The 20,848-nt window shown below is 70.7% G+C and carries 26 protein-coding genes; 3 read left to right on the top strand and 23 right to left on the bottom strand.

Features of this window, described 5'->3' with window-relative positions; translation table 11 throughout:
* Positions 1 to 5: 5 nt before the first annotated feature.
* The 14 genes from RI578_RS41060 to RI578_RS40995 form a co-directional block, all read right to left on the bottom strand.
* On the bottom strand, positions 6 to 443 hold the full coding sequence (locus RI578_RS41060; RefSeq protein WP_275539082.1) for a hypothetical protein: 438 nt from the start codon (positions 441 to 443) through the stop codon (positions 6 to 8).
* 12 nt (positions 444 to 455) lie between these two features.
* The gene (locus RI578_RS41055) at positions 456 to 893 is read right to left on the bottom strand and encodes a TadE/TadG family type IV pilus assembly protein (protein ID WP_310876103.1); all 438 of its coding nucleotides are present in this window, start codon (positions 891 to 893) and stop codon (positions 456 to 458) included.
* Positions 890 to 1,309, bottom strand: a complete 420-nt coding sequence (locus RI578_RS41050) for a pilus assembly protein (protein ID WP_310876102.1) — start codon at positions 1,307 to 1,309, stop codon at positions 890 to 892. The genes RI578_RS41055 and RI578_RS41050 overlap by 4 nt, the downstream gene beginning before the upstream one ends.
* Positions 1,309 to 1,506: a hypothetical protein gene (locus tag RI578_RS41045; RefSeq protein WP_310876101.1), complete on the bottom strand. Its 198-nt coding sequence runs from the start codon at positions 1,504 to 1,506 to the stop codon at positions 1,309 to 1,311. Before RI578_RS41045 ends, RI578_RS41050 begins: the two co-directional genes overlap by 1 nt.
* A 27-nt stretch (positions 1,507 to 1,533) precedes the next feature.
* Positions 1,534 to 2,433 carry a type II secretion system F family protein gene (locus RI578_RS41040; RefSeq protein ID WP_047181604.1) on the bottom strand — a complete coding sequence of 300 codons (900 nt, stop codon included), beginning with the start codon at positions 2,431 to 2,433 and terminating at the stop codon, positions 1,534 to 1,536.
* A complete protein-coding gene (locus tag RI578_RS41035) occupies positions 2,430 to 3,359 on the bottom strand; it encodes a type II secretion system F family protein (protein ID WP_047181605.1) in 930 nt (309 codons plus the stop codon). Before RI578_RS41035 ends, RI578_RS41040 begins: the two co-directional genes overlap by 4 nt.
* Positions 3,356 to 4,918, bottom strand: a complete 1,563-nt coding sequence (locus RI578_RS41030; RefSeq protein WP_310876100.1) for a CpaF/VirB11 family protein — start codon at positions 4,916 to 4,918, stop codon at positions 3,356 to 3,358. Before RI578_RS41030 ends, RI578_RS41035 begins: the two co-directional genes overlap by 4 nt.
* Positions 4,915 to 5,736 carry a hypothetical protein gene (locus RI578_RS41025; protein WP_047181607.1) on the bottom strand — a complete coding sequence of 274 codons (822 nt, stop codon included), beginning with the start codon at positions 5,734 to 5,736 and terminating at the stop codon, positions 4,915 to 4,917. The genes RI578_RS41030 and RI578_RS41025 overlap by 4 nt, the downstream gene beginning before the upstream one ends.
* Complete coding sequence (locus RI578_RS41020; protein ID WP_047181608.1) at positions 5,736 to 6,431, bottom strand: SAF domain-containing protein; 696 nt, start codon at positions 6,429 to 6,431, stop codon at positions 5,736 to 5,738. Before RI578_RS41020 ends, RI578_RS41025 begins: the two co-directional genes overlap by 1 nt.
* 18 nt (positions 6,432 to 6,449) lie before the next feature.
* On the bottom strand, positions 6,450 to 7,421 hold the full coding sequence (locus tag RI578_RS41015; protein ID WP_310876099.1) for an ATP-binding protein: 972 nt from the start codon (positions 7,419 to 7,421) through the stop codon (positions 6,450 to 6,452).
* Positions 7,415 to 7,993: a hypothetical protein gene (locus RI578_RS41010; RefSeq protein WP_310876098.1), complete on the bottom strand. Its 579-nt coding sequence runs from the start codon at positions 7,991 to 7,993 to the stop codon at positions 7,415 to 7,417. Before RI578_RS41010 ends, RI578_RS41015 begins: the two co-directional genes overlap by 7 nt.
* A gap of 438 nt (positions 7,994 to 8,431) precedes the next feature.
* Positions 8,432 to 8,959, bottom strand: a complete 528-nt coding sequence (locus tag RI578_RS41005) for a hypothetical protein (RefSeq protein WP_310876097.1) — start codon at positions 8,957 to 8,959, stop codon at positions 8,432 to 8,434.
* Positions 8,960 to 9,270: 311 nt separating this feature from the next.
* Complete coding sequence (locus RI578_RS41000) at positions 9,271 to 10,242, bottom strand: MBL fold metallo-hydrolase (RefSeq protein WP_310876096.1); 972 nt, start codon at positions 10,240 to 10,242, stop codon at positions 9,271 to 9,273.
* A 70-nt stretch (positions 10,243 to 10,312) separates the two neighbouring features.
* A complete protein-coding gene (locus RI578_RS40995; RefSeq protein WP_047181611.1) occupies positions 10,313 to 11,185 on the bottom strand; it encodes a helix-turn-helix domain-containing protein in 873 nt (290 codons plus the stop codon).
* A 149-nt stretch (positions 11,186 to 11,334) separates the two neighbouring features.
* On the opposite strand from RI578_RS40995, the gene RI578_RS40990 reads away from it, so the two are divergent.
* The 3 genes from RI578_RS40990 to RI578_RS40980 all read left to right on the top strand — a co-directional run bounded on the left by RI578_RS40990 (position 11,335) and on the right by RI578_RS40980 (position 14,438).
* Positions 11,335 to 12,153, top strand: coding sequence for a helix-turn-helix domain-containing protein (locus RI578_RS40990; protein WP_047181612.1), 819 nt, complete (start codon positions 11,335 to 11,337; stop codon positions 12,151 to 12,153).
* Positions 12,154 to 12,197: 44 nt separating this feature from the next.
* Positions 12,198 to 12,902, top strand: a complete 705-nt coding sequence (locus RI578_RS40985) for a beta-ketoacyl-ACP reductase (protein ID WP_310876095.1) — start codon at positions 12,198 to 12,200, stop codon at positions 12,900 to 12,902.
* Between the two features lie 285 nt (positions 12,903 to 13,187).
* Positions 13,188 to 14,438, top strand: a complete 1,251-nt coding sequence (locus RI578_RS40980; RefSeq protein WP_310876094.1) for a hypothetical protein — start codon at positions 13,188 to 13,190, stop codon at positions 14,436 to 14,438.
* 108 nt (positions 14,439 to 14,546) lie between these two features.
* Here RI578_RS40980 and RI578_RS40975 read toward each other — a convergent pair whose 3' ends face one another.
* The 9 genes from RI578_RS40975 to RI578_RS40935 all read right to left on the bottom strand — a co-directional run bounded on the left by RI578_RS40975 (position 14,547) and on the right by RI578_RS40935 (position 20,751).
* Entirely contained in the window at positions 14,547 to 14,924 is a 378-nt protein-coding gene (locus tag RI578_RS40975; RefSeq protein ID WP_256726305.1) for a heme biosynthesis HemY N-terminal domain-containing protein, read from the bottom strand.
* Positions 14,917 to 15,909, bottom strand: coding sequence for a hypothetical protein (locus RI578_RS40970; protein ID WP_310876093.1), 993 nt, complete (start codon positions 15,907 to 15,909; stop codon positions 14,917 to 14,919). Before RI578_RS40970 ends, RI578_RS40975 begins: the two co-directional genes overlap by 8 nt.
* Positions 15,906 to 16,589, bottom strand: coding sequence for an HNH endonuclease family protein (locus tag RI578_RS40965; protein ID WP_310876092.1), 684 nt, complete (start codon positions 16,587 to 16,589; stop codon positions 15,906 to 15,908). The genes RI578_RS40970 and RI578_RS40965 overlap by 4 nt, the downstream gene beginning before the upstream one ends.
* Positions 16,590 to 16,720: 131 nt before the next feature.
* A complete protein-coding gene (locus tag RI578_RS40960) occupies positions 16,721 to 17,698 on the bottom strand; it encodes a hypothetical protein (protein ID WP_310876091.1) in 978 nt (325 codons plus the stop codon).
* Between the two features lie 205 nt (positions 17,699 to 17,903).
* The gene (locus tag RI578_RS40955; protein ID WP_310876090.1) at positions 17,904 to 18,551 is read right to left on the bottom strand and encodes a hypothetical protein; all 648 of its coding nucleotides are present in this window, start codon (positions 18,549 to 18,551) and stop codon (positions 17,904 to 17,906) included.
* A gap of 252 nt (positions 18,552 to 18,803) precedes the next feature.
* Complete coding sequence (locus RI578_RS40950) at positions 18,804 to 19,160, bottom strand: hypothetical protein (protein WP_047181616.1); 357 nt, start codon at positions 19,158 to 19,160, stop codon at positions 18,804 to 18,806.
* A 30-nt stretch (positions 19,161 to 19,190) separates the two neighbouring features.
* On the bottom strand, positions 19,191 to 19,589 hold the full coding sequence (locus RI578_RS40945) for a hypothetical protein (RefSeq protein WP_310876089.1): 399 nt from the start codon (positions 19,587 to 19,589) through the stop codon (positions 19,191 to 19,193).
* A 112-nt stretch (positions 19,590 to 19,701) separates the two neighbouring features.
* Positions 19,702 to 20,091, bottom strand: coding sequence for a hypothetical protein (locus RI578_RS40940; RefSeq protein ID WP_047181618.1), 390 nt, complete (start codon positions 20,089 to 20,091; stop codon positions 19,702 to 19,704).
* Between the two features lie 45 nt (positions 20,092 to 20,136).
* A complete protein-coding gene (locus RI578_RS40935; protein WP_052658995.1) occupies positions 20,137 to 20,751 on the bottom strand; it encodes a TetR/AcrR family transcriptional regulator in 615 nt (204 codons plus the stop codon).
* Between the last annotated feature and the right edge of the window lie 97 nt (positions 20,752 to 20,848).

The following is a 20,848-nucleotide window of genomic DNA, read 5'->3' as shown; positions in this document are numbered from 1 at the left end:
GACCCCTACCCCTGGTAGACGAGGTTGGCGCTGCCGGTGCCGGTGACTGTTCCGCTGGCGCCCCCGAGGTAGAGGGCGGTGTACGTCTCGGTCACGGTCACCTCCAGGGACCCGCCGTCCTCACTCACCCGGACCGAGCCGTTGACGCCCTCGCGGCTGAGGTAGGTCCGGGCGGCGGCCACGGCCGCGTTGCGGTCCACGCTGACGCCTTGGCCGGAGATGGCCTTGCCCGCGTCGACGGCTTGGCCGCCGGCTCGTGCTGCCTCGTGCGCGACGCCCTCGGCGTGGGTGAGGGCCCGGAGCTTCCCGGCGCCGTCGTAGACGAGTGCGGCCACGAGGAAGAGCGCCACGATGGTGACGAGGACGAACAGGCTCATCGCACCGCGGTCGTCGCGCAGGGCGTGACGGATCCGCGAGGTGAGAGCGAAGCGGGCGGGTGTCATGCGGTGGTCCTGTCAGCCGCGCTGGCGGTAGGAGTCGATAGACGAGGTGAAGGTGCTGGTCATCGTCTTGGCGCCGGGCAGGCCGGGCAGTCCGATGTCGGAGAGCCGCACGGTGCACGTGACTGTGGCCGTGGTGCTGGCCGGTTCACCGATCGGTGCGGCGAACCCGCCGGTGGACACGGAGACGGACGTGGCGGTGCACTGCAGACCCTGTTGGGTCAGCACGCTGCGCGCCACTTGCGATCCGGCGGTGCTGGCGGACCCGCCGGTGCGTTCCAGCGATGCGGCGCGCGCCGCGTTGCGGGCTGCGGTGTCGACGGCGTTGTTGGCGGACCCGATCCGGCCGAATGCGACGACCAGGAGCAGCACCATGATGAGGACGGGGAACAGGATGACCGCTTCCAGCGACAGCGAGCCGCGGTCGTCCCTGAGTCTGTGGATGATGGTCACCGGGCCTCCGTGACACGCTCGGCGGCCGCGTCGGCGTGCTGGTCGATCCTGAGCTTCAGACCGGGGATCATCGTGTCGACGTAGCCGGTCACGCGGATCGTCACCGTCGCTCCCTTGCTTCCGCTCACCGACGTGCCGGAGATGCTGCCGCCGGCACGGGAGAGGAACTCGCGGGCCTCGGTGGTGCCGGCGCCCGCTGATGCTCCGCGGACACGTGCCGACTCCACTCCCAGCTGGGCGGCGGACATCGCCACGTTCTTGGCGTGCCACCACAGCCCGACGTGTACGACCAGCAGGATGGCCATCACCACGACGGGAAAGATGATCAGCATCTCCAGGGACATGGCTCCGCGGTCCCGCGCGTCGCGTTGGGCGAGCGCGCGGGACCAGCGGCGGACAGTCCTGCGGAGGGGCATCACTTGATCGTGGCCGCCTTCTCGCTGATCTTGGTGGCGATCACGGCGACGGCCACACCGGCGGCGACCACGAGACCGGCGATGATCATCATGGTCTCGATGGATATGGCGCCGCGGTCGTCGCGGGCGTCGCGCAGCCGGTCGATGCGGGCGGCGAAGAAGGCCTTCAGGAAAGCGAAGTTCGGGTCGGTACCCATCGTGTTCTTCCTTGTCTCTTGCGGGAGTTAGCTGGCCATGATCCGCGAGATCGCGGGGTAGCCGATGTAGACGGTCATGATCAACACGAGCATGGCGACGGGCATCACCATTTTTTCCGAGGCCATGTTGGCCTGGGCCTTCGCAGCGGTGACCAGGGCACCGGAGAGCGACTTGGCCTGCGCGCCGAGGGTGTCGCCAACGGCTGCGCCCTCCTCGCCGGCGATGGCGATGATGTCGGCCGGCGCTCCGAGTTCGGGGACGTCGAGTTCGAGAGAGAGACGCTTGAGGCCCTCCCACGGGCTGATGCCCTCGAGTTCGGCGCGGGTGATGGTGTCGCGGATCTTGGCGAAGACCCAGCCCTCACCGACCTCCGCGGCCCTCTTCAGGGCCTGGGTGGGTGCGGCGTCCGCGGCGCGCTCGAGCTGGACCAGGCGCAGGTATGCCTTGACGGCGTACCGGAAGTCCTCCTTGGCTTCCACGGCCTGCTGCTTGAGCTGGAGATCGGGCAGCAGCCAGAAGATGACCGCGAGCCCCAGTCCGGCGATCGCCGGGATCGCCACGGGGAAGGGGTAGCCGGCCAGGTTCGCCAGGCTCACCACCAGCACGGGAAGCAGCAGTCCGTACAGGGCGAGTGCGAGCTTGCGGCCCAGGTGTGCGGCCGGGGAGCGGCCCACGAGTTCGAGCTGCTGACGGGGCAGGCGAAGGGTGCCGTCCCCGACGGTGCGCAGCAGGAAGACTCCGGCCTTCTCCATCAGGGTGTTGGCCTGGCTGTCGCGGTTGCGTTCGAGGTTCTCCAGCCGGGTGGCGTCCATCCTCGACAGGACGTCGCCCAGGTCGGGCCGGCCCGGGAGGACGCCGCGAGCGGCGATCACCAGGCCGAGACCGGCGACGGCGCCGCCGATGACGGCGTAGGGAGAGAGGTTCACGGCGTCTCCTCGGTGATCTGGCCGCCGGATCGGTCGGCCGGAGACAGGAACCGGGGCGCGGGCTCGATGATCGCCATGCGGCGCATCCAGACCTTGACCAGGACGAAGGCGATGGCGACGAAGACGAGGACGAGCTGCCCCGTGACGGTGTTGTAGGGCTCGACGTAGGTGCCGGAGAACGCGGTGACACCGAAGATCCCCAGGCAGAAGATCGTCACCCACCTGTCGTTGGTGCGCGGCTTCTGCCGGTCGGCCTCGACCTCCCGGCGTGAGAGGACCTCGTGCTGAAGTGCGCCGGCAAGCTCGCGCAGGGCCTTGCTCAGGCCGCTGCCGCGGTCCGTGACGTGCAGGATCAAAAGGGCGGCGACCTCGTCGACCATGGCGTCGTTCAGGTCGTCGGCGAAGGCCCGGTAGGCATGCTCGGGAACCCAGCCGGCCTGCTGACGGGAGACAAGGAGACGCACGTCCTCGCGAATCGCCTTCGGCACGGTCTCCAGGCTGCGCTGAATGGTGGCCTCCAGACTGACACCGACGGTGTGGATGTCGGACATGCGCCGCACCCACTCCTCGATCGCCTCCAGCTTCTCGATCTGCGACTTGCCGGAGCCGGAGGTGTTCAACAGCCAGGGCAGGCCGGTCACGACAGCGACGGTGAGCAGGCCGCCGACCAGCCACCCGGTGAACAGCCATACCCCCAGGCCCGCCACCACTGCGCCGGCCAGCCGGACCTGGCCGCGCGCCCACCACGACGTCGGCGTACGGGTGTCCTTGACGAAGAAGCCGCGGACCTTGCGCTCCAGACGGCTGCGGCGCCGGACCGTCGTCGAGGGCGCCCAGCCCACGCCGCCGGCCACGGCCACGACGAGACCGCCGACAGCCGCAAGACCCGCGAGCGCGGCGAGCAGGGAGCTGAGGGTGAGCGTCACAGCGGCACCACCGTCTCCAGCGGCGCGCCCCAGCCGCCCCACGGGCGCTGCAGCACACTTCGGTCCAGGCCGGCGCGCACCAGGTCTTCCAGGTTGGTCTGGGAGATGTTCCCGTGCGGGACGGCCCGGGGTTCGCGTCGGCCGTCCTGCTCGCGCGGGGCGAAGACCATCTGGTACGAAGGCCGGCCGCCCTCGCCGATGCCCGTGACCTCCATGACGTGGGACACGAAGCGGTGCTTGCGCCCGGGCTTGCCGTCCGGGGCGACGAGTTCGCTCTCGTCGACCAGGCGTACGTAGACGACGAAGTCCACGGCCTGGGCAATCAGCCGGTTGGCCAGCGCCTCGGTCATGCCGATGCCGGCTTCCAGACACAGGGTGACCAGACGCTCGATCGACAGCTGAGGGCTGCGGGCGTGAAGGGTGGCCATCGACCCGCCCTCGCCCTCGTTCATGGCGTGCAGCATCGGCACGACTTCCTTGGAGCGGACCTCACCGACGATCACGCGCCGCAGCGACATGCGCAGCAGCTGAGGGAAGAGGTCGGAGAGGTTCAGCTCGCCCTGGAGCTTGCCGTCCGCGCCGCGCTCACCGTTCGACTCGCGCCCTTCGTAGGCGACGACCTCGGGACCGTCCGGGTCCTCGTGGAGGTGGAGTTCGTACTCCGACTCCAGCGTTCCCACACGCTCGGTGCGCGGGATCTCCCGGGCCATGGCGCGCAGCAGTGACGTTTTTCCGACGCCCTGGGAGCCCACCACGATGACGTTCTTGCGGCCCCGGACCGCAGCGCGCAGGAAGTGCGCGAGGCAGGAGTCGATGGTGCCCCAGCGGACCAGGTCGTCCAGGCCCTGCCCGCGGGTGCGGTGGCGGCGGATGACGATGCTGGGCCTCGGCGTGACGTACGCCGAGGCGGCAAGGCGGGAGCCGTCGGCCAGTCGGAGGTTCAGGTTCGGCGTGGCGGGCGTCAGCGCCCGCTCACCCTGTCCCTGCATCCGCGCGAGGTGGTTGATGAGGTTGATCAGGTCCCGGTCGGTCTTCGCGATCGGGTCCCACGTCATCGTCGGGCGGTCGGCGTAGTCGACGCGCACCTTGTCGCCGTAGATGATGATGTTCTCGACGTGCGGGTCGTCCAGGAGCGGCTGGAGACGGCCGGCGCGGAACAGCTCGTCGAAGACGGCCTCTCGTACAGCCCTTTCCTGCTCGGGGCTCAGGTCCGTGCCGCTGGCCGCGTACTTTGTCGCCCATTCCGAGACGACCTGCCTGATGATCGACTGGCCGCGCTGCCGGCGGTCCTGCTCGGTCATGGACGCGTCTGCGCCCGCGGCCTCGCCGATCTTCATGCTGGCCCGGGACCGCAGTTCGGCGATCACCTCATGCCCGACCGGAAGCGCGGCCGGACCGGAGGCGTCGGAGACGCGCAGGTCCTCGGGCAGGCGGGCAGGAGAGACCTGGGCGGGCACCGGTCGCAGGACAGGTGCGCTCTGCCGGCTGGTTTCGCTGAGGGCCTGGGTGAAAAGGGTCGTGTAGTCGGGGGCCGGGGTCTCCGGCCTGATGTCGGTCATGAAGCCCTCCCGGCGACCGTCGGCAATCCGGCCGGCCGCAGCTGCACACGGCGCCTGGTCACCAGTTCGTTGATCGTTTGGTGGGCGGTCCGTGCGGAGCGCAGCAAGGTCCGCGGCATCTTCTTGTAGGCCCCGTGCGTGAGGACGTCGGCACTGTCGGGGTCCCACGCGAGCATGCCGACCACGGGTGCCTGCAAGTGCTGCTGGACCTGGCTGGAGTTGAAGGAGCCCTCCTCGATCAGGAGCACCCCCAGCGCGTCGGAACCCGTCCCGTGGTGAGCCAGTTCCTCCCGCAGAACCCGCACCGCGGGCGCGGCGGCCGCGATGGAGGCCTGGGTGGTCCGCACGACCATGAGCACGACGTCGGCGCGGTGCAGCAGAGGCGTCGGGTAGCGGGTCGTGCTCAGCCGGGACTCGGACTCGGTCAGGATGCGGCCGGCGTCGATGATCACGTCGTGGCCGGTCTGGTCCATCACGCTCAACAGACGGGAGATCGGGTCCCAGGTGCGGCTGAGGGAAGCGGCCTGCGTGGGATCGGTGAGCCCCGGCAGGAGCAGCCGCTGCCCGCTGTTGTCGCGGTCCAGGCTGACGAAGTGCTGGGAGAACTCACGGGCGAGGGTGCCCTGGCGGTCCGCGGCCGCCAGGCGGTGCAGACCGACGGCTGCGCTGCCCTCGCCGCCCAGGTATCCGGCACGGACCGTGCCGCCGCCCGGGTCGGCCTCCACGAGCAGGGACGGCTTCGGCGAGGCCAGGGTGAGGGCGAGCGCCGAGCACGTGACCCCGCTGGACTTGCCCGACACCAGCGCGATGACCGCCATCAGCCGGCCGCCTTCAGCACGACGGTCACCGCGCCCCGGGCGGCCCAGGTGGCCAGGGGCGCGCTGTCGGTGCCCGCGACCGCCACATCGACGACGACCGCACCGTTCGCGTCCGGCGCCGAGACACCCACGACGATCGCGTTGATGGTGTCCGCGGTTTTCTGCGTGGACGATCCCTTCGCCACATCGGCGTCGTCCTGCGGCGTGTGGACGAGGGCGACCGCGTCGCCGGCGCGCAGTCGCTGCGCCGGGAGCTGTCCCGGCTTGGCGAGGATGCCCACGGTGTCGCGGTCCTTGGCGACGGGACTGCCCTCGCGCACCGAGGAGTCGGTGACGAGCGTGCCCTTGGGCAGGTCGGCGGCGGCGGTCTTGCCGACGATGTCACCGCTGCGGCTGACCGGGACCGGCGCGAGGGCGGCATCGGGAGCGACTTGTGCGACGACGAGGTCGCTCTTCTTCACCTTCTCGCCCGCCTTGACGTCGTGCGCCAGGGCGATCACCGGAGTCCGGTTCCCGGCCTCGTCGACCTGCCACACCGCGAGGAGCGCCCCGACCGCCGCCAGGGCCAGGCCGGCGCCGACGACAACCGGGCGGCGCCGGCGCCGGGGGGCGTCCTGGGTGATGGGGACAGGGCCGCCGGGGGCTGCCGCGGCGGGCTGGGCAGCCGTGTTCTTCTTCGCGAATGTCGTCGCCATGATTGCTGTGCTTCCTCGTTAGTTGACGACTTGGAGTTCGCCGATGTTGATCGCGGTGCCGGCGTTGCGCGTCTCGTTCGGCAGCGTGCCCGTCTCACCGTTGGTGGCGGTCCAGTCGATCACCCAGGTAGTCGTCGCGGTGACCTTGTAGGAGCCGCCGTCGGGCACCTTGGTGTAGGTGTGGCCGCAGTCCGGGGACTCCTTCTTCCCGAAGGACTGCTGGTACGGAGTGCCGGGCTTGGTGCAGGTCACGGACGAGCCGTCGCCCATGGACCAGGTGATGGACTTGACGTGGGCGGTCGCGGTCACCGAGAGGCCTCCGGCGGCCGCGGTCGTGGACTGCGGGCCCCAGGTGTTGGGTGTCTCCTCGGTCCACAGCCACACCGGCATGCCGACCAAGCCCTTGGAGCCGGCGGGGGGTGCGCTGCCGACCTTGGCACCGTCCAGGCGCATCATGCTCAGGGCCCGCTGCGCCAGTTCGGCTGCCGTGGGGCCCTGCTGGCCCAGCGGATCGGTTTCGGACCAGCGGGCGAAACCGTCGGTGGGTGTGGGGCGGGCGTGGATCTGCGCCATGCACGCGAAGCCGTAGATGGCGCCGGTGGTGTGGCCGTCCCAGATCGGGTCGGACTTCGGGGGCTGCGGGTCGAGCTTGCGGATGTAGCAGGCGTAGGCCTCGCTCCAGGTGCCGACGCCGGGAATGTGGCACTCCCATCCCGCGGTTCCTGGAACGGTCGTCGCGCCTGTGGCACACGTCTTGCCGTCGCCCTTGCCGCCGCCTCCGCCGCCCCCTCCGCCGCCGTGCCCGCCCGTGCCGCCGTTGCCGCCGCCCCCGCTGCCTGTGCCGGGTACCTCGACGCCGGCGCAGACCCAGGAGCTGTTGCAGGAGCCGACGTCCGTGTCGCCTCCGTCCGCCCACGCCTGAGCGGGGAGGAGGAGGTAGACGATGCCGGCGAGCGCGGATATGACCGCCGCGGCCCTGCGGGTCAGCATGTGCGGTCCTGCTGCTGGGTTTCGACGATCATCCACTTCTCACCGACGGTCCGGGCCGAGATCGTGGTGACGAAGCGGGTGAGCCGCTCCTTGGGCAGCTTGACCTCGTCGCCCGTCTTCTCCTTGAGCAGCTTCCAGTTGGTGACGTCGACGCAGTCGGTGATGGTGGCCTTCTTCGGCGACTCGTCCAGGCTGACCGCCGTGACCTCCGGGGAGAGCTTCGGCTCGCCCTTGATGACGTTGCCGCTGATCTTGAGCGCGACGAGTTCGGACTCGGCCTTGCCGAGAGCCTTGTCGAAGGCGTACTTGTCCAGGTCCGTGCCGACGGGGCTGGCCTTCGCGTACGCCTTGACCTGCGCGTCCCAGTAGCTGCGGTAGACCGCCAGGACGTCGGCCTTGGCCGCGGCCTGCGGGTCGGTGCTTTTGCTCGCGCTCGGGCTGCTCGAGGCCTCGGGCTTCTCCTTCTCGCCGCTCCCGCAGCCGGCGGCCGTGGCCGCGACGCTGAGAGCCGTGGCCGCGACCACCGCACGACGCAGCCAGTGGTTCGTGCCGGAAGCGTTTGAGATCGACACTGGCGTATCCCCCTTGTGAGTAGTGGTGACGGCTTGGATCGTAGAAAACGGAGGCGTGGCCTCAGGCAAGGGCACGGCCGAAGCCGGGGGTGACAGGGGCCGGACGTGCGGCGAGGCCGGGCTCCGCCGGGCACCGGATGCCTGCCGGCAGGCCGGCGGTGCGCTGCGGCCCGGGGGGTACAGGTACGGCTCCGGGCGCGCCGAGGCGCGCGGCAGGAGCGGCCTGGTGGCCGAGGCTGTTTGCGGAGCCGGCGGTGGTCTGGTTCAACGCGACTGTCCCCCTCGCGGTCTGGGACTGGGCGTCTCCCACAACGCGATCAGTCCGAGCCTGATTCTGGCCAGAAAGATCAGGTGCTGCCAGGCTCCGTTTTTTCCGGTAGACGCACTTCCGGTATATGCCGCTGGCGCGGGCGGTTCGAAAAGGCCGTGGCCAGGGTGTTAGGGCTTGATCAGCAAGGCCGGTCCCGAGGCGCGCAGAGCGTTCCGCGCGGCTTCCTGGTCGGCGCCGGTGATGGCGTTAAGTCGACGTTCGACGAAGGGCGTGGAGGGGTGGTCCTTGCCGTAGACCGACTGCAGCAGCGCCAGGAGAGACGTGCCGGTCCTGACGGCGTCGTGCGCGTTGGTGACGGTGAGCCAGGAGGCCGCGCCGTTGCGGGCCTGCCGGCGGATCTGGCTGTGCTCGGCATCCAAAACCCGCTGCCAGGCACCGGCGGCGTACACCGAGACCTCGGTGGCCATGGCGGGATGCCCGGCGAGCTGGGCGCAGAAGGCGACGAGCTCGAAGGCGTGGAGGGTGTAGTTGTGCAGGGGGCCGTGGCTCTCGGCGAGCTCCTCGCTGAGCGTCCGGGCGACCGTCAGGGCTTCCTCGCACCGGCCGGCGCGCAGCATCTGGCGGAGGCTCTCGATGCGTGGGGCGAGGAACTCGGGGACGGTGGCGGGGACCGGCAAGGCGGTGGCGGGGCTCATGAACTCTCCCTGGGGCGAGGCGGCTTCGAGCGGATGCCGCCGCCGGGGGGCCGGCGGCGGCATCCGGAATCGAGTCCAGCAACGGAGTGCTGCTCGACCGCGCACGTCAACGGGCGTGGGAGTGCCCTCGGTGCCTGGGTGGGCGCTCCCCCGTGCATGCACGGCGCGCCGACATCGGTAGTTGACCGGCTCCGCGCGGCGCGGAGCAAGCCCCGCGCGCCCCAAGCGGTTCATATTTCAATGATCGGAACGGAGTGGGCTGCGCTGTTTCACCAGCCGGAATTGGCGGGATGCCGTCACCGGGCATCAGATCAGGGTGTGAGGGGGCCGGCCGAGGAGCGGTCCCAGGCGATGCGTGCCGCGTGGTCCATCAGCTCCAGCAGGTCCGGGGCGGTGGAGTCCTGGTCGAGGTGGCGGTACTCGGTGCTGAGGGTGATCGCGAGCCGCTCGGGAAGGCCGAGGCCGGGGTAGCGGTCCTCCTTGATCAGGATGCGGGCCGCCTCGACGGCGGTCCGGCCCTGGCCGTGCATCACGTATGCCTGGTCCGCGAGGTCGTCGAGGTAGGCGACGTAGCGTCGCAGGCCGTCGGGGGTCATCAGCGGGCCGTGGCCGGGCACGATCCACTCGGGGTCGAGGTCCAGGATCCGCAGGCAGGCTGCGGAGACGCGCTCCAGGGGGCCGGCCCAGTGCGAGGGGTGGTCTCCCGCGAAGACGATGTCGCCGGCGAAGACCACGCGCTGCTCGGGCAGATGGACGACGAGGTCGCCGACGGTGTGGGCCGGTCCGACCTCGTGGAGCTCCGCGGGTATGTCGCCGACGCCGAGGTCGTGGCGTCCGGTGAACGTCGTGGTTGGCGGGAGAACCTGTATGCCCGCGAAGTCGAACCTGCCGAAGTGCTCCCGGAAGTACCAGCCGAGCGGCTGACCGGGGTCGGTGTCGTGGATGAGCGCCTGCAGCTGCTGCGGCTTCGGCTCCAGGCACTGGTGCGCGAGTGCGGCGTGGGTGGCGAAGACCTCCGCGCCGGGAAGTTGCTGAAGGCCCCAGGTGTGGTCGCCGTTGGCGTGGGTGACGGCGACCCGGTCCAGCGGGACGCCGGGGCCCGCGGCGGTGCGGGCCGCGGTGAGGAAGGCATCGGTCAGGGCGGGTGTGTAGGGGGTGTCGATGACGAGGGCCTGGCCCCCGGAGACGACAAGACCGCAGTTGGCCAGGCCCCAGGTCGCCCCGTGCCCGGGCTGCCAGACGAAGACGCCGGGCGCGATCTGCTTCAGGTCAGTGGTAGCCATGGGCATGCATTGTGCGGGCCGCGGCCGCCCGGACGAAATCTCTCCGCCCCGGCGGCCGCGGGCCCAGGCGTCAGGGGTGGGGTGTGAACGGAAGGAGGAAGAAGCGGGCGCCCGGGCTGCCGAACGGCTGGGCGGCGCACATGGTGACGGTGCCCAGCTGGGACGGCGCATGCCGCTCGCAGCACCGGGTGCGGTGGTCCTCGGTGCCGCGCGGGGCCACGTAGCCGGCATGCCGCATCGGTCGGGCATCGCCGTCGGGGTGGATGTACGCGAGGCTGTGGTCGCGGTAGATCGGCCCCGCCACCGCGTCGTCGTTGACCTCCTTGTCCAGCAGCCGGAGATCCTCGTTCTCGGGGTGAGCGGCCACCGCCGTGCGCAGCTGGGCTGCGACCTGCGGCGCCCAGCGTGTGTCCCAGTCGACCAGGTGATGCTCGCGGGCGTCCTCACGCAGGAGCATCCACCGGATCAGGTTGCGTTCGGGCAGCTTCGGGGACTTCCCCTCGGGCTGGGGGAACATCCGCTTGAAGTCCTCGTTCGCGGCCAGCACGTTCCAGGCGACGTCGTTGATGTAACAGGGCTGCCCGGACACGCCGTTGACGGCCACCTGCCACGCCGGGTCGACGTTCGATCCCGCGCACGGATCCATGGGGAACGGGGGCTCGTAGCCGATCGCGTAGACGTAGAGCGCGGTCCGCTCGCGCTCCTCCATGTTCAGCACCTTGGCCACGCTGTCGAGGAACAAGGTGCTCGGCTGGGACGTGTTTCCGCGCTCGAACTCGGCGTAGGTCTTCTCCGTGACGAACAACGCCTGCGCCACCTGGGCCTGCGACAGCCCGCGCGCGCGCCGGCCCCGGCCGGTGCGCTTGGGCCAGCCGAGCTCGACCGGGTCTATCTGCTTACGCTTCCATTGCAGCAGCTGCTGCAACGCCTCCTTCTGATTCAACTTCGAACCTTTCCCCGTGTCGCCATCCCCGTGCTGACCCCGCGATATACCGGAAGCGCTCGCTCCTGAAATTCGAGGACCGGAAAATTCAGAGCCTGGTGAGCAGGATCTTGGCCGGTAAGAATCGGCCACTGGATCGAATCCGCGTTGTGGGAGACGCGAAGGTCCTCCACAACCGCGAGGGGGAGTTCGCGTTGCTGCATCCCGTTGCCACCCCGCCCGACCGCACCGGCGGCGCCGTGGCACGCACCATGGCGGTGCTCAGAGCGCTGATCTGCCTCGGGCCGGGTGAACACCCTCTGGCCTCGGTTGCCGAGTCCGCGGACCTTCCCGCGCCGACCGCTCACCGGTATCTGCAAGCCTTGATGCGGGAGGGCGCCGTCGAACAGCGGGGGCCGCGTGCTCGGTACGCGCTGACTGACGCGCTGCACGGTTCCTCCCCTTCGACACCTTCCCAGCCCCTCCAGGCCGGCACGCCCTCCCCTGCGGTGAGGGCCGAGATCGTCACACTACAGTCGAGAACAGGCCAGGTCGCATTTGTTTACCGACCACACCTGATCGGCACTCCGATGAGAATCTGCGCGGAACGGGCATACGGCCCACACGCTGACGAGATCCTCACATCCCCTCAGATCGCATTGCGTTCTCTTGAGTCAGCGCCGCTGGAGGCCGATGCCGCCGGGATGGCGATCCTCGCCTGTCTCGGCTCCGTCGGCGCCAACAAGATCGACACCGCGTACGTCCGTGAGGAAGGTCACGCGATCAGCCCTTCCCCGCTTCCGGGCCGCACCATGATCGCCGCGCCAGTCTGGTACGGCTCGGCCGTCGCCGGTTCGGTCGCACTGCTGGCCAAGGACGGGCCCATGCGAAGAGCCGCGACCCGCGCCCGGTACGTGACCGCCGTGATGGACACCGCCGCGGCGATGAGCGGACACCTCACCCGCTCCGGCGCGCGCCGGGCCAGTTGATTGACTACGAACCCCCACAGAGCAGTACAGAAAGGCGCCATTCCGTGTCCCGTTCAGTCCTGATCACCGGCGGCAACCGCGGCATAGGCCTCGCCATCGCCCGCCACCTCGCCGAGGCCGGCGACCGCGTCGCCGTCACCTACCGCTCGGGCGAACCCCCCGAGGGCCTGCTCGCCGTCCGCTGCGACATCACCGACACCGACCAGGTCGACGCCGCGTTCAAGGAGGTCGAGGAGCAGCACGGCCCCGTCGAGGTCCTCGTCGCGAACGCCGGCATCACCAAGGACCAGCTCCTGATGCGTATGAGCGAGGACGACTTCACCTCCGTCGTCGACACCAACCTCACCGGCGCCTTCCGCGTCACCAAGCGTGCCTCGCGCGGCATGCTCCGCGCGAAGAAGGGCCGCGTGGTGTACATCTCCTCCGCCGTCGCCCTGCGCGGCGAGAGCGGCCAAGCCAACTACGCCGCCTCCAAGGCCGGCCTCGTCGGCTTCGCCCGCTCCATGGCCCGCGAACTCGGCTCCCGCGGCATCACCTTCAACGTGATCGCCCCCGGCCTCACCGAGACGTCCATGAGCGAGGCGCTGAGCGAGGAGCAGCTCGAGAACCTCAAGGCCCAGATCCCGCTCGGCCGCCTCGCCCGCGCCGAGGAGATCGCCGCGACCGTCGCCTTCCTCGCCTCCGAGCAGGCCGCCTACATCACCGGTGCCGTGGTGCCCGTCGACGGCGGCGCCGGCATGGGCCACTGACCGCCGTGACCGCCCGCCACCCTGGAGTTCGATGAACGCATGATCTGACAGGAGGCAGTCCCCCGTGGGCTGCCCCGCGGCAGCAGGACCTCGGTGTGTCCAGCACCTCGGCCCGCCCGCCGTACCTCTGCCACCACCCGGCGAGTGTCCAGCCCGCCAGGTGAAGAACCCGGTCCGCAGACCGGGCAACACCGCCCCAGCCAGGGCGGATCACTTGGTTCCCGAAGAACCCGGCCCCACCGAAGAGGGGCTCGCGCATGCCCGAAAGGAGGGCGTGCCCTGCCCATGATGCAGCATGCCCACGCGCCGGTCCACGCAGCCGCCGCTCCGCCGTGCCCTCCGCGCGGACAAAACCGAATATCCCCGAACAACCGATTCACCCCAGTCTGTGAGCACGCGGACCAGGAGGTCGGCACCACCGCGTCCCGGCGCACCCGGCGCGGTGACTTCCTGCGCGCCGCCACCTGGGCCATCACCCAGCGCCTGCACCCCAAGGCCGGCGACACCACGCTGCGCGTCGCACGCGACCTCGCCGCCCGCCTGAACGCCGACGGCCACGTCGCCTACTGCCGCGACACCATGTGGCGCCGCCTCGGCATCAGCCGGCGCACCCTCGAGCGGCACATCGCCGTTCTGCGCGAGCTCGGTCTCCTCGTCTGGACCGTCCACGGAAGCCGTACCAACACCCGTCCCGCCGGAAGCGGCGAATGGGCCGGCACCGCCACCATCTACGCCGCCGTTGTCCCGCCTGCCTGGGACGACGCCCTCGGCCACCGCGTGAGCGGCCACGGCTACCACGCCCGGCACATCGGATTCACCGATCACGGACGCCAGATGGCCATCGCCGACGCCCGCCGACGCGCCCGCCCTGCCCGCCGCGATCACCGTGACACCCCTTCCTGTAAGACCAACCACCCACGTCCTACAGCTGAGATGAGAGGGAAGAAGAACAACACCAGCGCGCCCTGCGGCTCGCGGCCGCGACCTCCCCGCCGACACGAAGTCCCCGAGCCCTACCGGGCCAGCCCCGACCAGGCTGCTCACGCCGTCTCGGTCGCCGCCTGGGTACGCCCCCGGGTGCCCTGGACCCAGGGGGAGAGCCTGCGCCGCCTCGCCTTCGCACTACGGCCCTGGATCGCCACCGGCCTCTCCGCCGCCGACATCGCCGCCGACCTTTCGGTCTGGCGCGTGCCCCGGCGCCCGGCCTCACCGGCCAGCGTGATCATGGCCCGCTGGAGCGAGACCGACGGCCAGGACGAGCCCACCGCCGACCCCGACACCGGAGAGGACACTCCTTGCGGGGTCCCGCCAAACGCGGACTTCCTGGCGGCCATGGACGCCGTCCGCGCCCGTCTCACCAGCCTGTCGCCGCCCGTCGCGGCGGAACCCGATCTGCCCGGCTTCGTCATCCGCGACCGGATCCTTGCCTCGTTCGCGGAGGCGGACCGGGCCCGCCGCGCGCGCACCGCCGAGCAGTGCTCCACCTTCGCCGAGTGGGAGGCCATCTGCGACGCCCGAGAGCGAGCCCTCGAATGAACCCGCGCCGACCCAGGCCACGCACGTACGGCACGCACCAGGCGACGGCGCCGGTGAGGAACCCGACCGCGAAGCTCTCGGACCGGAACACGGCGCCCCCTTCCCCGTTCAGGACGACTCGGCCGTCGGGGCGGTCTCGGGCACGGACTCCTCGCTGGTCGCCCCCTGGGCCTTGCCTTCGGCGCCGCGCCGGCGCGTGCGGATGACCGCCCGCACCGACCGGAACAGGGCCCGGACCAGTCGCCACAGACCAACCGCGCCACAACCCACCGCCGCGCCGCTGGTCCCCAGACGCGCGAAGGTCTCCAGCCAGCCCGGCCAGTGCAGGTAGCTCAGCGTCAGCGACGTGCCGATCAGGCTCAGGCTGAGCACCATCAGGACGCTGCTGTGCCCGATCACCCCCCAGGTGCGCTTCAGTTCGGCGTATGCCTCCGGATTCGCCTCCCGCCACGGGACGGACCGGCCGGTCTGCTCGTGCTCACTCATCGCTCTCTCCGCTCCTTGCAGGCCGAGCTCCGTCGTCTTGAGCCCCGCCCAGTACCTCCCGGGCATGGCGCAGTCCCGCTTCCAACTCCTCCAGTTCCAGCCGCGCTTCGTCCAGCAGGTGCCGGGGCAGCAGCCCTTCGGGCAGCGCGGGCCTTACGGGCGCGGCGGCAGCGCGGTCGTCACGGATCGCCGACTCCACCGCTTCCTCCTGCCGTTCGACCTCGACGGCCTGGTCGACCAGGAGCGCGAGCGCCTGCGCGTATCCGAGGAGGAGGCCGCGGGCTTCCACGTCGTCCGCTGCCAGCGGCACGAGCCCGGCCGCGTCCCACACCAGTCGCGGCAGTACCGCCGCCACACGCAGTAGTTCATAGCGCTCGCTGCGCTCGGCGAGCATGCGCAAACGCTGCTCGTCAGCCAGCATCCCGAAGAAGACCGCCGCGTACGCCTCGCTCGTCTCGACCACGCGCACGCGACGCCGGGTAAAGCGCCTGACGGCCGAAGGCAGTCCGACGGCCGCGGCCACGCCGACCGCGCCGGCCGTGAGGAGACCGGTGACCGCCGGCAGCAGGGAGGTCGCCGGGCCCAGAGCGGCGAAGGCGGTCACGGTGAACAGCGCGGTCCGGCCGACCGGGAGAGGGCGGGGAAGGCCGAGGCCTCCCAGCGTCCAGATGCGCAGGGCAGCGCGACGCCCCCACACCGTCCGGCACGCCCAGCGCCCCAGCCGGTGCTGTTCCGGGTCGAAGAGTCCCACCTCACGCAGCGCACCCGCGCGGTCCGGCCCGAAGGTATCCCAGCGGAGCCAGCCGCCCCGGGTCCGCTCGCGTATCAGCAGTGCTTCCACGGCGGCCTTTTCGGTGGCCGGGTCCGGGAGCCGGCCACCGAGCTCGGCGCGCACGGCGTGGTGGAGCCGGGAGGCTTCCCGGACCGCGTGGTTCCACCGGTGGAGGTCTGCGTCGAAGGGCAGCGGCTGTACGGCCGGCCTCATCGCCGGGCCGCCTCGGCCGGACAGGACTCCAGGGCGGTACGCAGGGCCGTCTTCTCCGACGGCGTGACCGACAGGCGGTACTTGGTCTTCACGCGGACCTGCGCGGTCGCGTACCAGCAGTGCACCTCGGCGCGCGGAGGCATCCACGCAGAGGCGTCCTTGGCGCCCTTGCCGGCGTTCGTCGGACCGTCGGTAGCAACCAAATTCTCAAGATCGTTCGCGAAGTTCAGCCTCTGCTCGGCGGTCAGGTTCCGGGCTCCTGACTGCCACCCGAGCGCCAGCGGGACGACGTGGTCGATCTGCACGGTCATCGACGTGCGAGGGCCGCGCTTGAAGTCGATCGTCCGGCCCGTATACCGGTCGTGAAGAACGCCGGACATGACGGTGCAGCCGTCCTCAGCCCGAACGATGTCGTCCAAGTCGCGTGCCAGCACGTCCTGACGCGTCGGACAGGAGTTCCCCGACATCTCGACTGTGCCCGCATCGCTCCATGCCGGTCCGAAGGCGTCGCGGCTGTATCCGGCAAGGGAGGTCTGGGCCCGGACCGTCAGGTTGTTCAGATGGGCCAGCGCGGTTCCGTCTCCGGCCGCGGCCGGGCCGCGAGCGGGCGCGGCATCGGCGGCGGAGCCGGGAGTAGTGAGCGGTCCACAGGCGGAGGCGGCAAGCGCGCCGGCGAGCACGAGGCCGACGGCCAGGAGGCGAGGGGCCATGTAAGGGAGTCCTGTTCGGGTCGGAGAGGGCACCGTTCACCTGTTACAGGTGTGGCGAGGTCCTGCGGTGTGACAGTCCGCCCGAACTTTTCTGGGTTCCTTCAGCCGAGCGTCCCCTCGAAGGTGACCTTGGAGCCGCCCGCGTCGACTGCCTCGACCGTCACCGGGCCCCCGACCGCGGTCTCCGGAACGCGAAAGGAGACGGTCTGCGTGGCGGTGCGGTATGGGGCGATCGCGGCGTCGCGGTACCCATACACCGGCCGGACGGTCGCGGCCAGGTGCAGCTCTTGACCTGTCAGGATCCGCAGGGTGGTGCCCAGGCCGGACATCGGGTCGCCGGACCGGTTGACCACGCTCAGCTCCAGGCTCCCGGTGCGCGAAGCACTTTTGCCGCTCACCGTCACCTTGCCCACGGACACCTGGCCGTTCCACTGCCCCAGCGGCGCGACCGACTGCCCGGCCGGCGCACCCTGCGGCGCCTGCGGGGCCGGGGAGCCGGCGGCATCGCCCGGCAGGGCGCCCTCGAAGAACAGCAGCTCTGGCTCGGCCAGCCCCTCCTCGGTCGCCTCCACGGTCACCGTGACCGGCAGACCCTGGGCCTGGTCGGGAAGCACCAGCTTCACGTCCCTGTAGACGGACCCGTTGGGGCGCACCTGCTGCGGCTCGTCCCTGGAAGAGGATGCGCTGCTGTCGGTGGCCTCGGCAGCGGTGCGGCCGAGAACTCCGTACCGAGCGGTGACGGTGGTCCGCGGCGCGGTCGCGACCTGGGCGCGCTGGTTGGCCACGGTCACCCGCGCCGTGTACGCGCTCGAGCCTGCCGGCACGCCGGCCACGGCCTGCAGCCGCTCGAGGCCCTGCAACGTCACCGTCCACCCTCCGTCACTGACCGGCAGCGCGGTCCCGATCTTCACGATGCCGTCCGGCAACGCCGTCGAGGTCGAGGGCCGTGCCGCAGGGGTGGTGCTGTCCGTCGCCTGACGGTCGGCCTTGGGGTCGCTGTCGGAGCCGACGCAGCCGGAAATCAGGACCGCACCAGCCAGGAGCACGGTCGGAAGGGCGTGGCGAAGGCGCACGGGCATGGGTCCCCCTTGTCAGCTACCGGATTTCGGTAGAGGGGGATCATGCCAAAACGCGTCAGGCCGGGGCCGGACGCGCTGGTGGGGGATGTCTGGTTCGGGCCGCCCGCCGCCTGCGAGGGCGGCGGGGCACAGCGTAATTCGGTGATGCCGCGCTGCGGGGGCCCGTGTGGGGGGCAGCGCGGTGATCGTCTGCTCCGGCGGCCTCTCATACGCGCTCCCCCGGCGGGGGCATTTCCAGCGGGAAGACGCCCGTGCCCTGTCCCATCAGCCACAGGGCGGGGGCCAGAGTGCGGCCCTGGGCGATCCGGGAGATGTGGTTCTGGGCGCGGTGCGTCGTTGCCACGCCTGCGGTGCGGGTGACGGCTAGGACCGTGCCGTCGGCAAGCACCGCGGTCAGGCTGCGCTGTCGCCGCGCCCCGGGAGTGTCCTCGATGTCAACGCCTTCGATGACTCCGCCCGGTTCGAGTGACCATCGCTCGGCGAGGGCGAGCAGTCCTACCACCGGGCCCATCGGGTCGGTTCGGGAGTCGGGGCCCAGCCCTGCGGAGTCGTCGAGCAGCGCCTGCCCGTACTTCTCCATAGCGCTCTGGAATTTCGGCCCGCCGTCATGCGCCCAGCCAGGGACGTCCAGCTCCTCGACTGCGACAGCTTGGCTGTCGGGCTGGTCGGGCTGTGGGCCGATCATCTCCGGATGCGGAAGGCGGATCTGCATCCAGGTGACCGGCAGGCTTCCCCAGGAGATGGCCTCGTGGAAGTTGTGTTCCAGCGCGACCAGGGCATCCCCAATGACAACGCGGGCTCTGTGGCTCAGTAGTTGTCGGGCGTAGCTTCCGGTATTGATCAGGCGGGTCATAACAGTCGGTCCTCTCACAAGGTGGTGCAACGGGAACGTGAAGCGCCGCTGCGGGGAGTTGTCCACGGACAGGGCGGGCGCCAGCGCGGCACGGACGGCCGCGCGGGAGGTATCGGAGACCGGGTTCCGCACGGACCTCTCGGTGTACTGGTCGGCGAGCTGGACGAGCGCGAGGATCCGGCCGCCACCGTCGTGAGCGTGGTCCTGCTCTGGTGCCCACCCGTCAGGGCCAGCCGGTCGCCCGGCTGCGACTCACAGGGTGATCGGGATGGGGACGAGGAAGTACTCGAGGTCGCCGACGCGGACCCGCAGAGGGTGCCCCGGCGGGAGATTGAACAGCTGATGATGCACGGTCGCCGGGGAATGGCGCGCGCTCAGCGCGGGCTGCAGCGCGGTACGGACGGCAGCGCGGGAGGTGTCGGACAGCGGGTTGCGCTCGGCGATCTCGGCGCACTGGTCGAGCTGGGCGTCGGTCAGGTCGGGCCCAAGGCCCTGGCGGAGGGCCTCGACAGCGACGGCCGGGGCCAGGACTGCCCGGTTGTGATCGCGGCATACGTGGCCGGGCGTGCCGTGGGGCTGGAAATGGCGGGCGGTGCCGATGGAGGTCAAGGGGAACTCCCGAGGGTGAGGAGGGCGGAGTCAGTGCACGCGGATCGTCGCGGTCTCGGCGACGGTCAGGACGTGCGCGGGGAGCGTTGGGCGGCCTTCGACCATCGCCCGGTACATGCGGTGCACTCCGTCGATCAGCAGGCGAGCCGGGCCGCTGTCGAACTCCAAGGTGGCGATGATGACCGGCTGGCCGAGGTCGGTGCCCATCGCGTGTTCGGCGCTGAAGTGGGACTGGTCCGGGCCGAAGACAGGGCACCAGGACGGGCCGTCGTAGTCCGGCCTGAGCAGGCTCAGATGGTAGGCGGCCGACCAGTTGTCCACGGGGGCCTGCTCTGCGGTGCGGGGGCGCTTCTCCAGGAGGCGCATGGCCCCGTCGATGTCGAACAGCCAGCGTCCGTACTTGAACAGCTGGAGGGAAGGGGTGGTCACGGTTTCTCGCTGACGGGTCGGGGATCGGTGAGGGGAAGGGGGCGGGTTGCGGTGGCTGGCAGGCACGGGGGCGGCCGGGCGCCACCTCGGAGTCGGGGCGGCGCGGGCCGTTTCAGCGGGGGCCGAGTGGGATGGCCAGGACGCCGACGTGAGGCAGGCTCATCTCGGCCAGCAGTTGGGCGGCCCTGCCGTCAGGGGTGCTCGGATCGCTGGGGTCCAGGCGTATGGCGCCCCGGTGGGGGCCCCGCGAGGGGTGGAGCTGCACCGTGTTCCCCGGTGCATTGTGCTCGAAGACGCTGATGACGGCGTAGTCGAACCCGCCGTAATTCGGGTAGCGCTCGGCGACGGCCGCAGACAGGGCGGTGACGAGTTCCGGGCTCGGTGAGGCGACCGAGAGGGGAAGTGGGCAGCGAGGTGGCCGGAGGCGCAGAGCAAGGGCGCGGATTAGGACGCTGAGGATGCCGAGGCCGAAGCCGATGGCGAGAGAGGCTGGCTGGATCACGGTGTTCCCCTGGGGTTGCGGCCGGGCTGGTGGTGGAGCGTGGCTCTAGGCACCGGTGGTGGTCACGGCGGCGTGGACCAGGCGGGCGAGCCCCCGGCGTCGCTGGCGCTTGGTCAGTCCCTGCACGCTTCCGGCGTTCTCGTGACCGGTGGCGGCTGTCAGGCCGGACACGAGGGCGTGGACCAGTTCCTTGCCCTCGCCGCTGGGCGCGGCCGCCGTCAGGGCCCGGACGAGGGGCCTGGTGGCCGCGAAGTACGCCTTGACGAAGCGGGGGTCCCGCTCGGCCGCGACGGCGGTCAGCACGCGCATGACCGGCAGGTGACCGCTCCAGCCGTCGAGTACGGCGTCGACGAGCCGGGCGGCGCCGGGCAGTCCGTCCGAGGACCAGGCGCCGTCCTCGAAACCGGCGAGTGCCGCGTTCGTCTCCTTGACCAGGAGCCGGGACGCTTCGAGGACGACGCCCTCAATGTCGGTGAAGTACTGGTAGAACGTCGCGGGCGACGTGCCCACCGCTCGGGCGATGTCCATCACCTTGATGTCGCGGTAGGGCCGAGTGGCGAGAAGCTCGATCGTCGCGTCCAGCAGCTTCTGGCGGGTCTGGAGGCCGCGCTGGTTGGGCACGCGGCGCTCGGGGGTGCGGGTCACGATGCGGTTGGGCACAGCCGTCTCCTGAGCTGGAGGGAGGAAGGGGAGCGGACCAGGTCTGGGGCGGTGCCGCCGGACCCGACGAGTAATCACATTACACACTGAAAAGTTA

Source organism: Streptomyces sp. BB1-1-1 (assembly GCF_031597775.1).
Taxonomy (GTDB): domain Bacteria; phylum Actinomycetota; class Actinomycetes; order Streptomycetales; family Streptomycetaceae; genus Streptomyces; species Streptomyces thinghirensis.
Note: the sequence above shows the minus strand (reverse complement) of the source record. Positions and strands in the feature narration are given on the sequence as shown.

Excerpts from the sequence above, each read along its gene's own strand:
- RI578_RS41060 (WP_275539082.1), bottom strand. The coding sequence starts at position 443 with ATGACACCCGCCCGCTTCGCTCTCACCTCGCGGATCCGTCACGCCCTG.
- RI578_RS41050 (WP_310876102.1), bottom strand. The coding sequence starts at position 1,309 with ATGCCCCTCCGCAGGACTGTCCGCCGCTGGTCCCGCGCGCTCGCCCAA.
- RI578_RS41045 (WP_310876101.1), bottom strand. The coding sequence starts at position 1,506 with ATGGGTACCGACCCGAACTTCGCTTTCCTGAAGGCCTTCTTCGCCGCC.
- RI578_RS41030 (WP_310876100.1), bottom strand. The coding sequence starts at position 4,918 with ATGACCGACATCAGGCCGGAGACCCCGGCCCCCGACTACACGACCCTT.
- RI578_RS41025 (WP_047181607.1), bottom strand. The coding sequence starts at position 5,736 with ATGGCGGTCATCGCGCTGGTGTCGGGCAAGTCCAGCGGGGTCACGTGC.
- RI578_RS41020 (WP_047181608.1), bottom strand. The coding sequence starts at position 6,431 with ATGGCGACGACATTCGCGAAGAAGAACACGGCTGCCCAGCCCGCCGCG.
- RI578_RS41015 (WP_310876099.1), bottom strand. The coding sequence starts at position 7,421 with ATGCTGACCCGCAGGGCCGCGGCGGTCATATCCGCGCTCGCCGGCATC.
- RI578_RS41005 (WP_310876097.1), bottom strand. The coding sequence starts at position 8,959 with ATGAGCCCCGCCACCGCCTTGCCGGTCCCCGCCACCGTCCCCGAGTTC.
- RI578_RS41000 (WP_310876096.1), bottom strand. The coding sequence starts at position 10,242 with ATGGCTACCACTGACCTGAAGCAGATCGCGCCCGGCGTCTTCGTCTGG.
- RI578_RS40980 (WP_310876094.1), top strand. The coding sequence starts at position 13,188 with ATGATGCAGCATGCCCACGCGCCGGTCCACGCAGCCGCCGCTCCGCCG.
- RI578_RS40975 (WP_256726305.1), bottom strand. The coding sequence starts at position 14,924 with ATGAGTGAGCACGAGCAGACCGGCCGGTCCGTCCCGTGGCGGGAGGCG.
- RI578_RS40970 (WP_310876093.1), bottom strand. The coding sequence starts at position 15,909 with ATGAGGCCGGCCGTACAGCCGCTGCCCTTCGACGCAGACCTCCACCGG.
- RI578_RS40960 (WP_310876091.1), bottom strand. The coding sequence starts at position 17,698 with ATGCCCGTGCGCCTTCGCCACGCCCTTCCGACCGTGCTCCTGGCTGGT.
- RI578_RS40955 (WP_310876090.1), bottom strand. The coding sequence starts at position 18,551 with ATGACCCGCCTGATCAATACCGGAAGCTACGCCCGACAACTACTGAGC.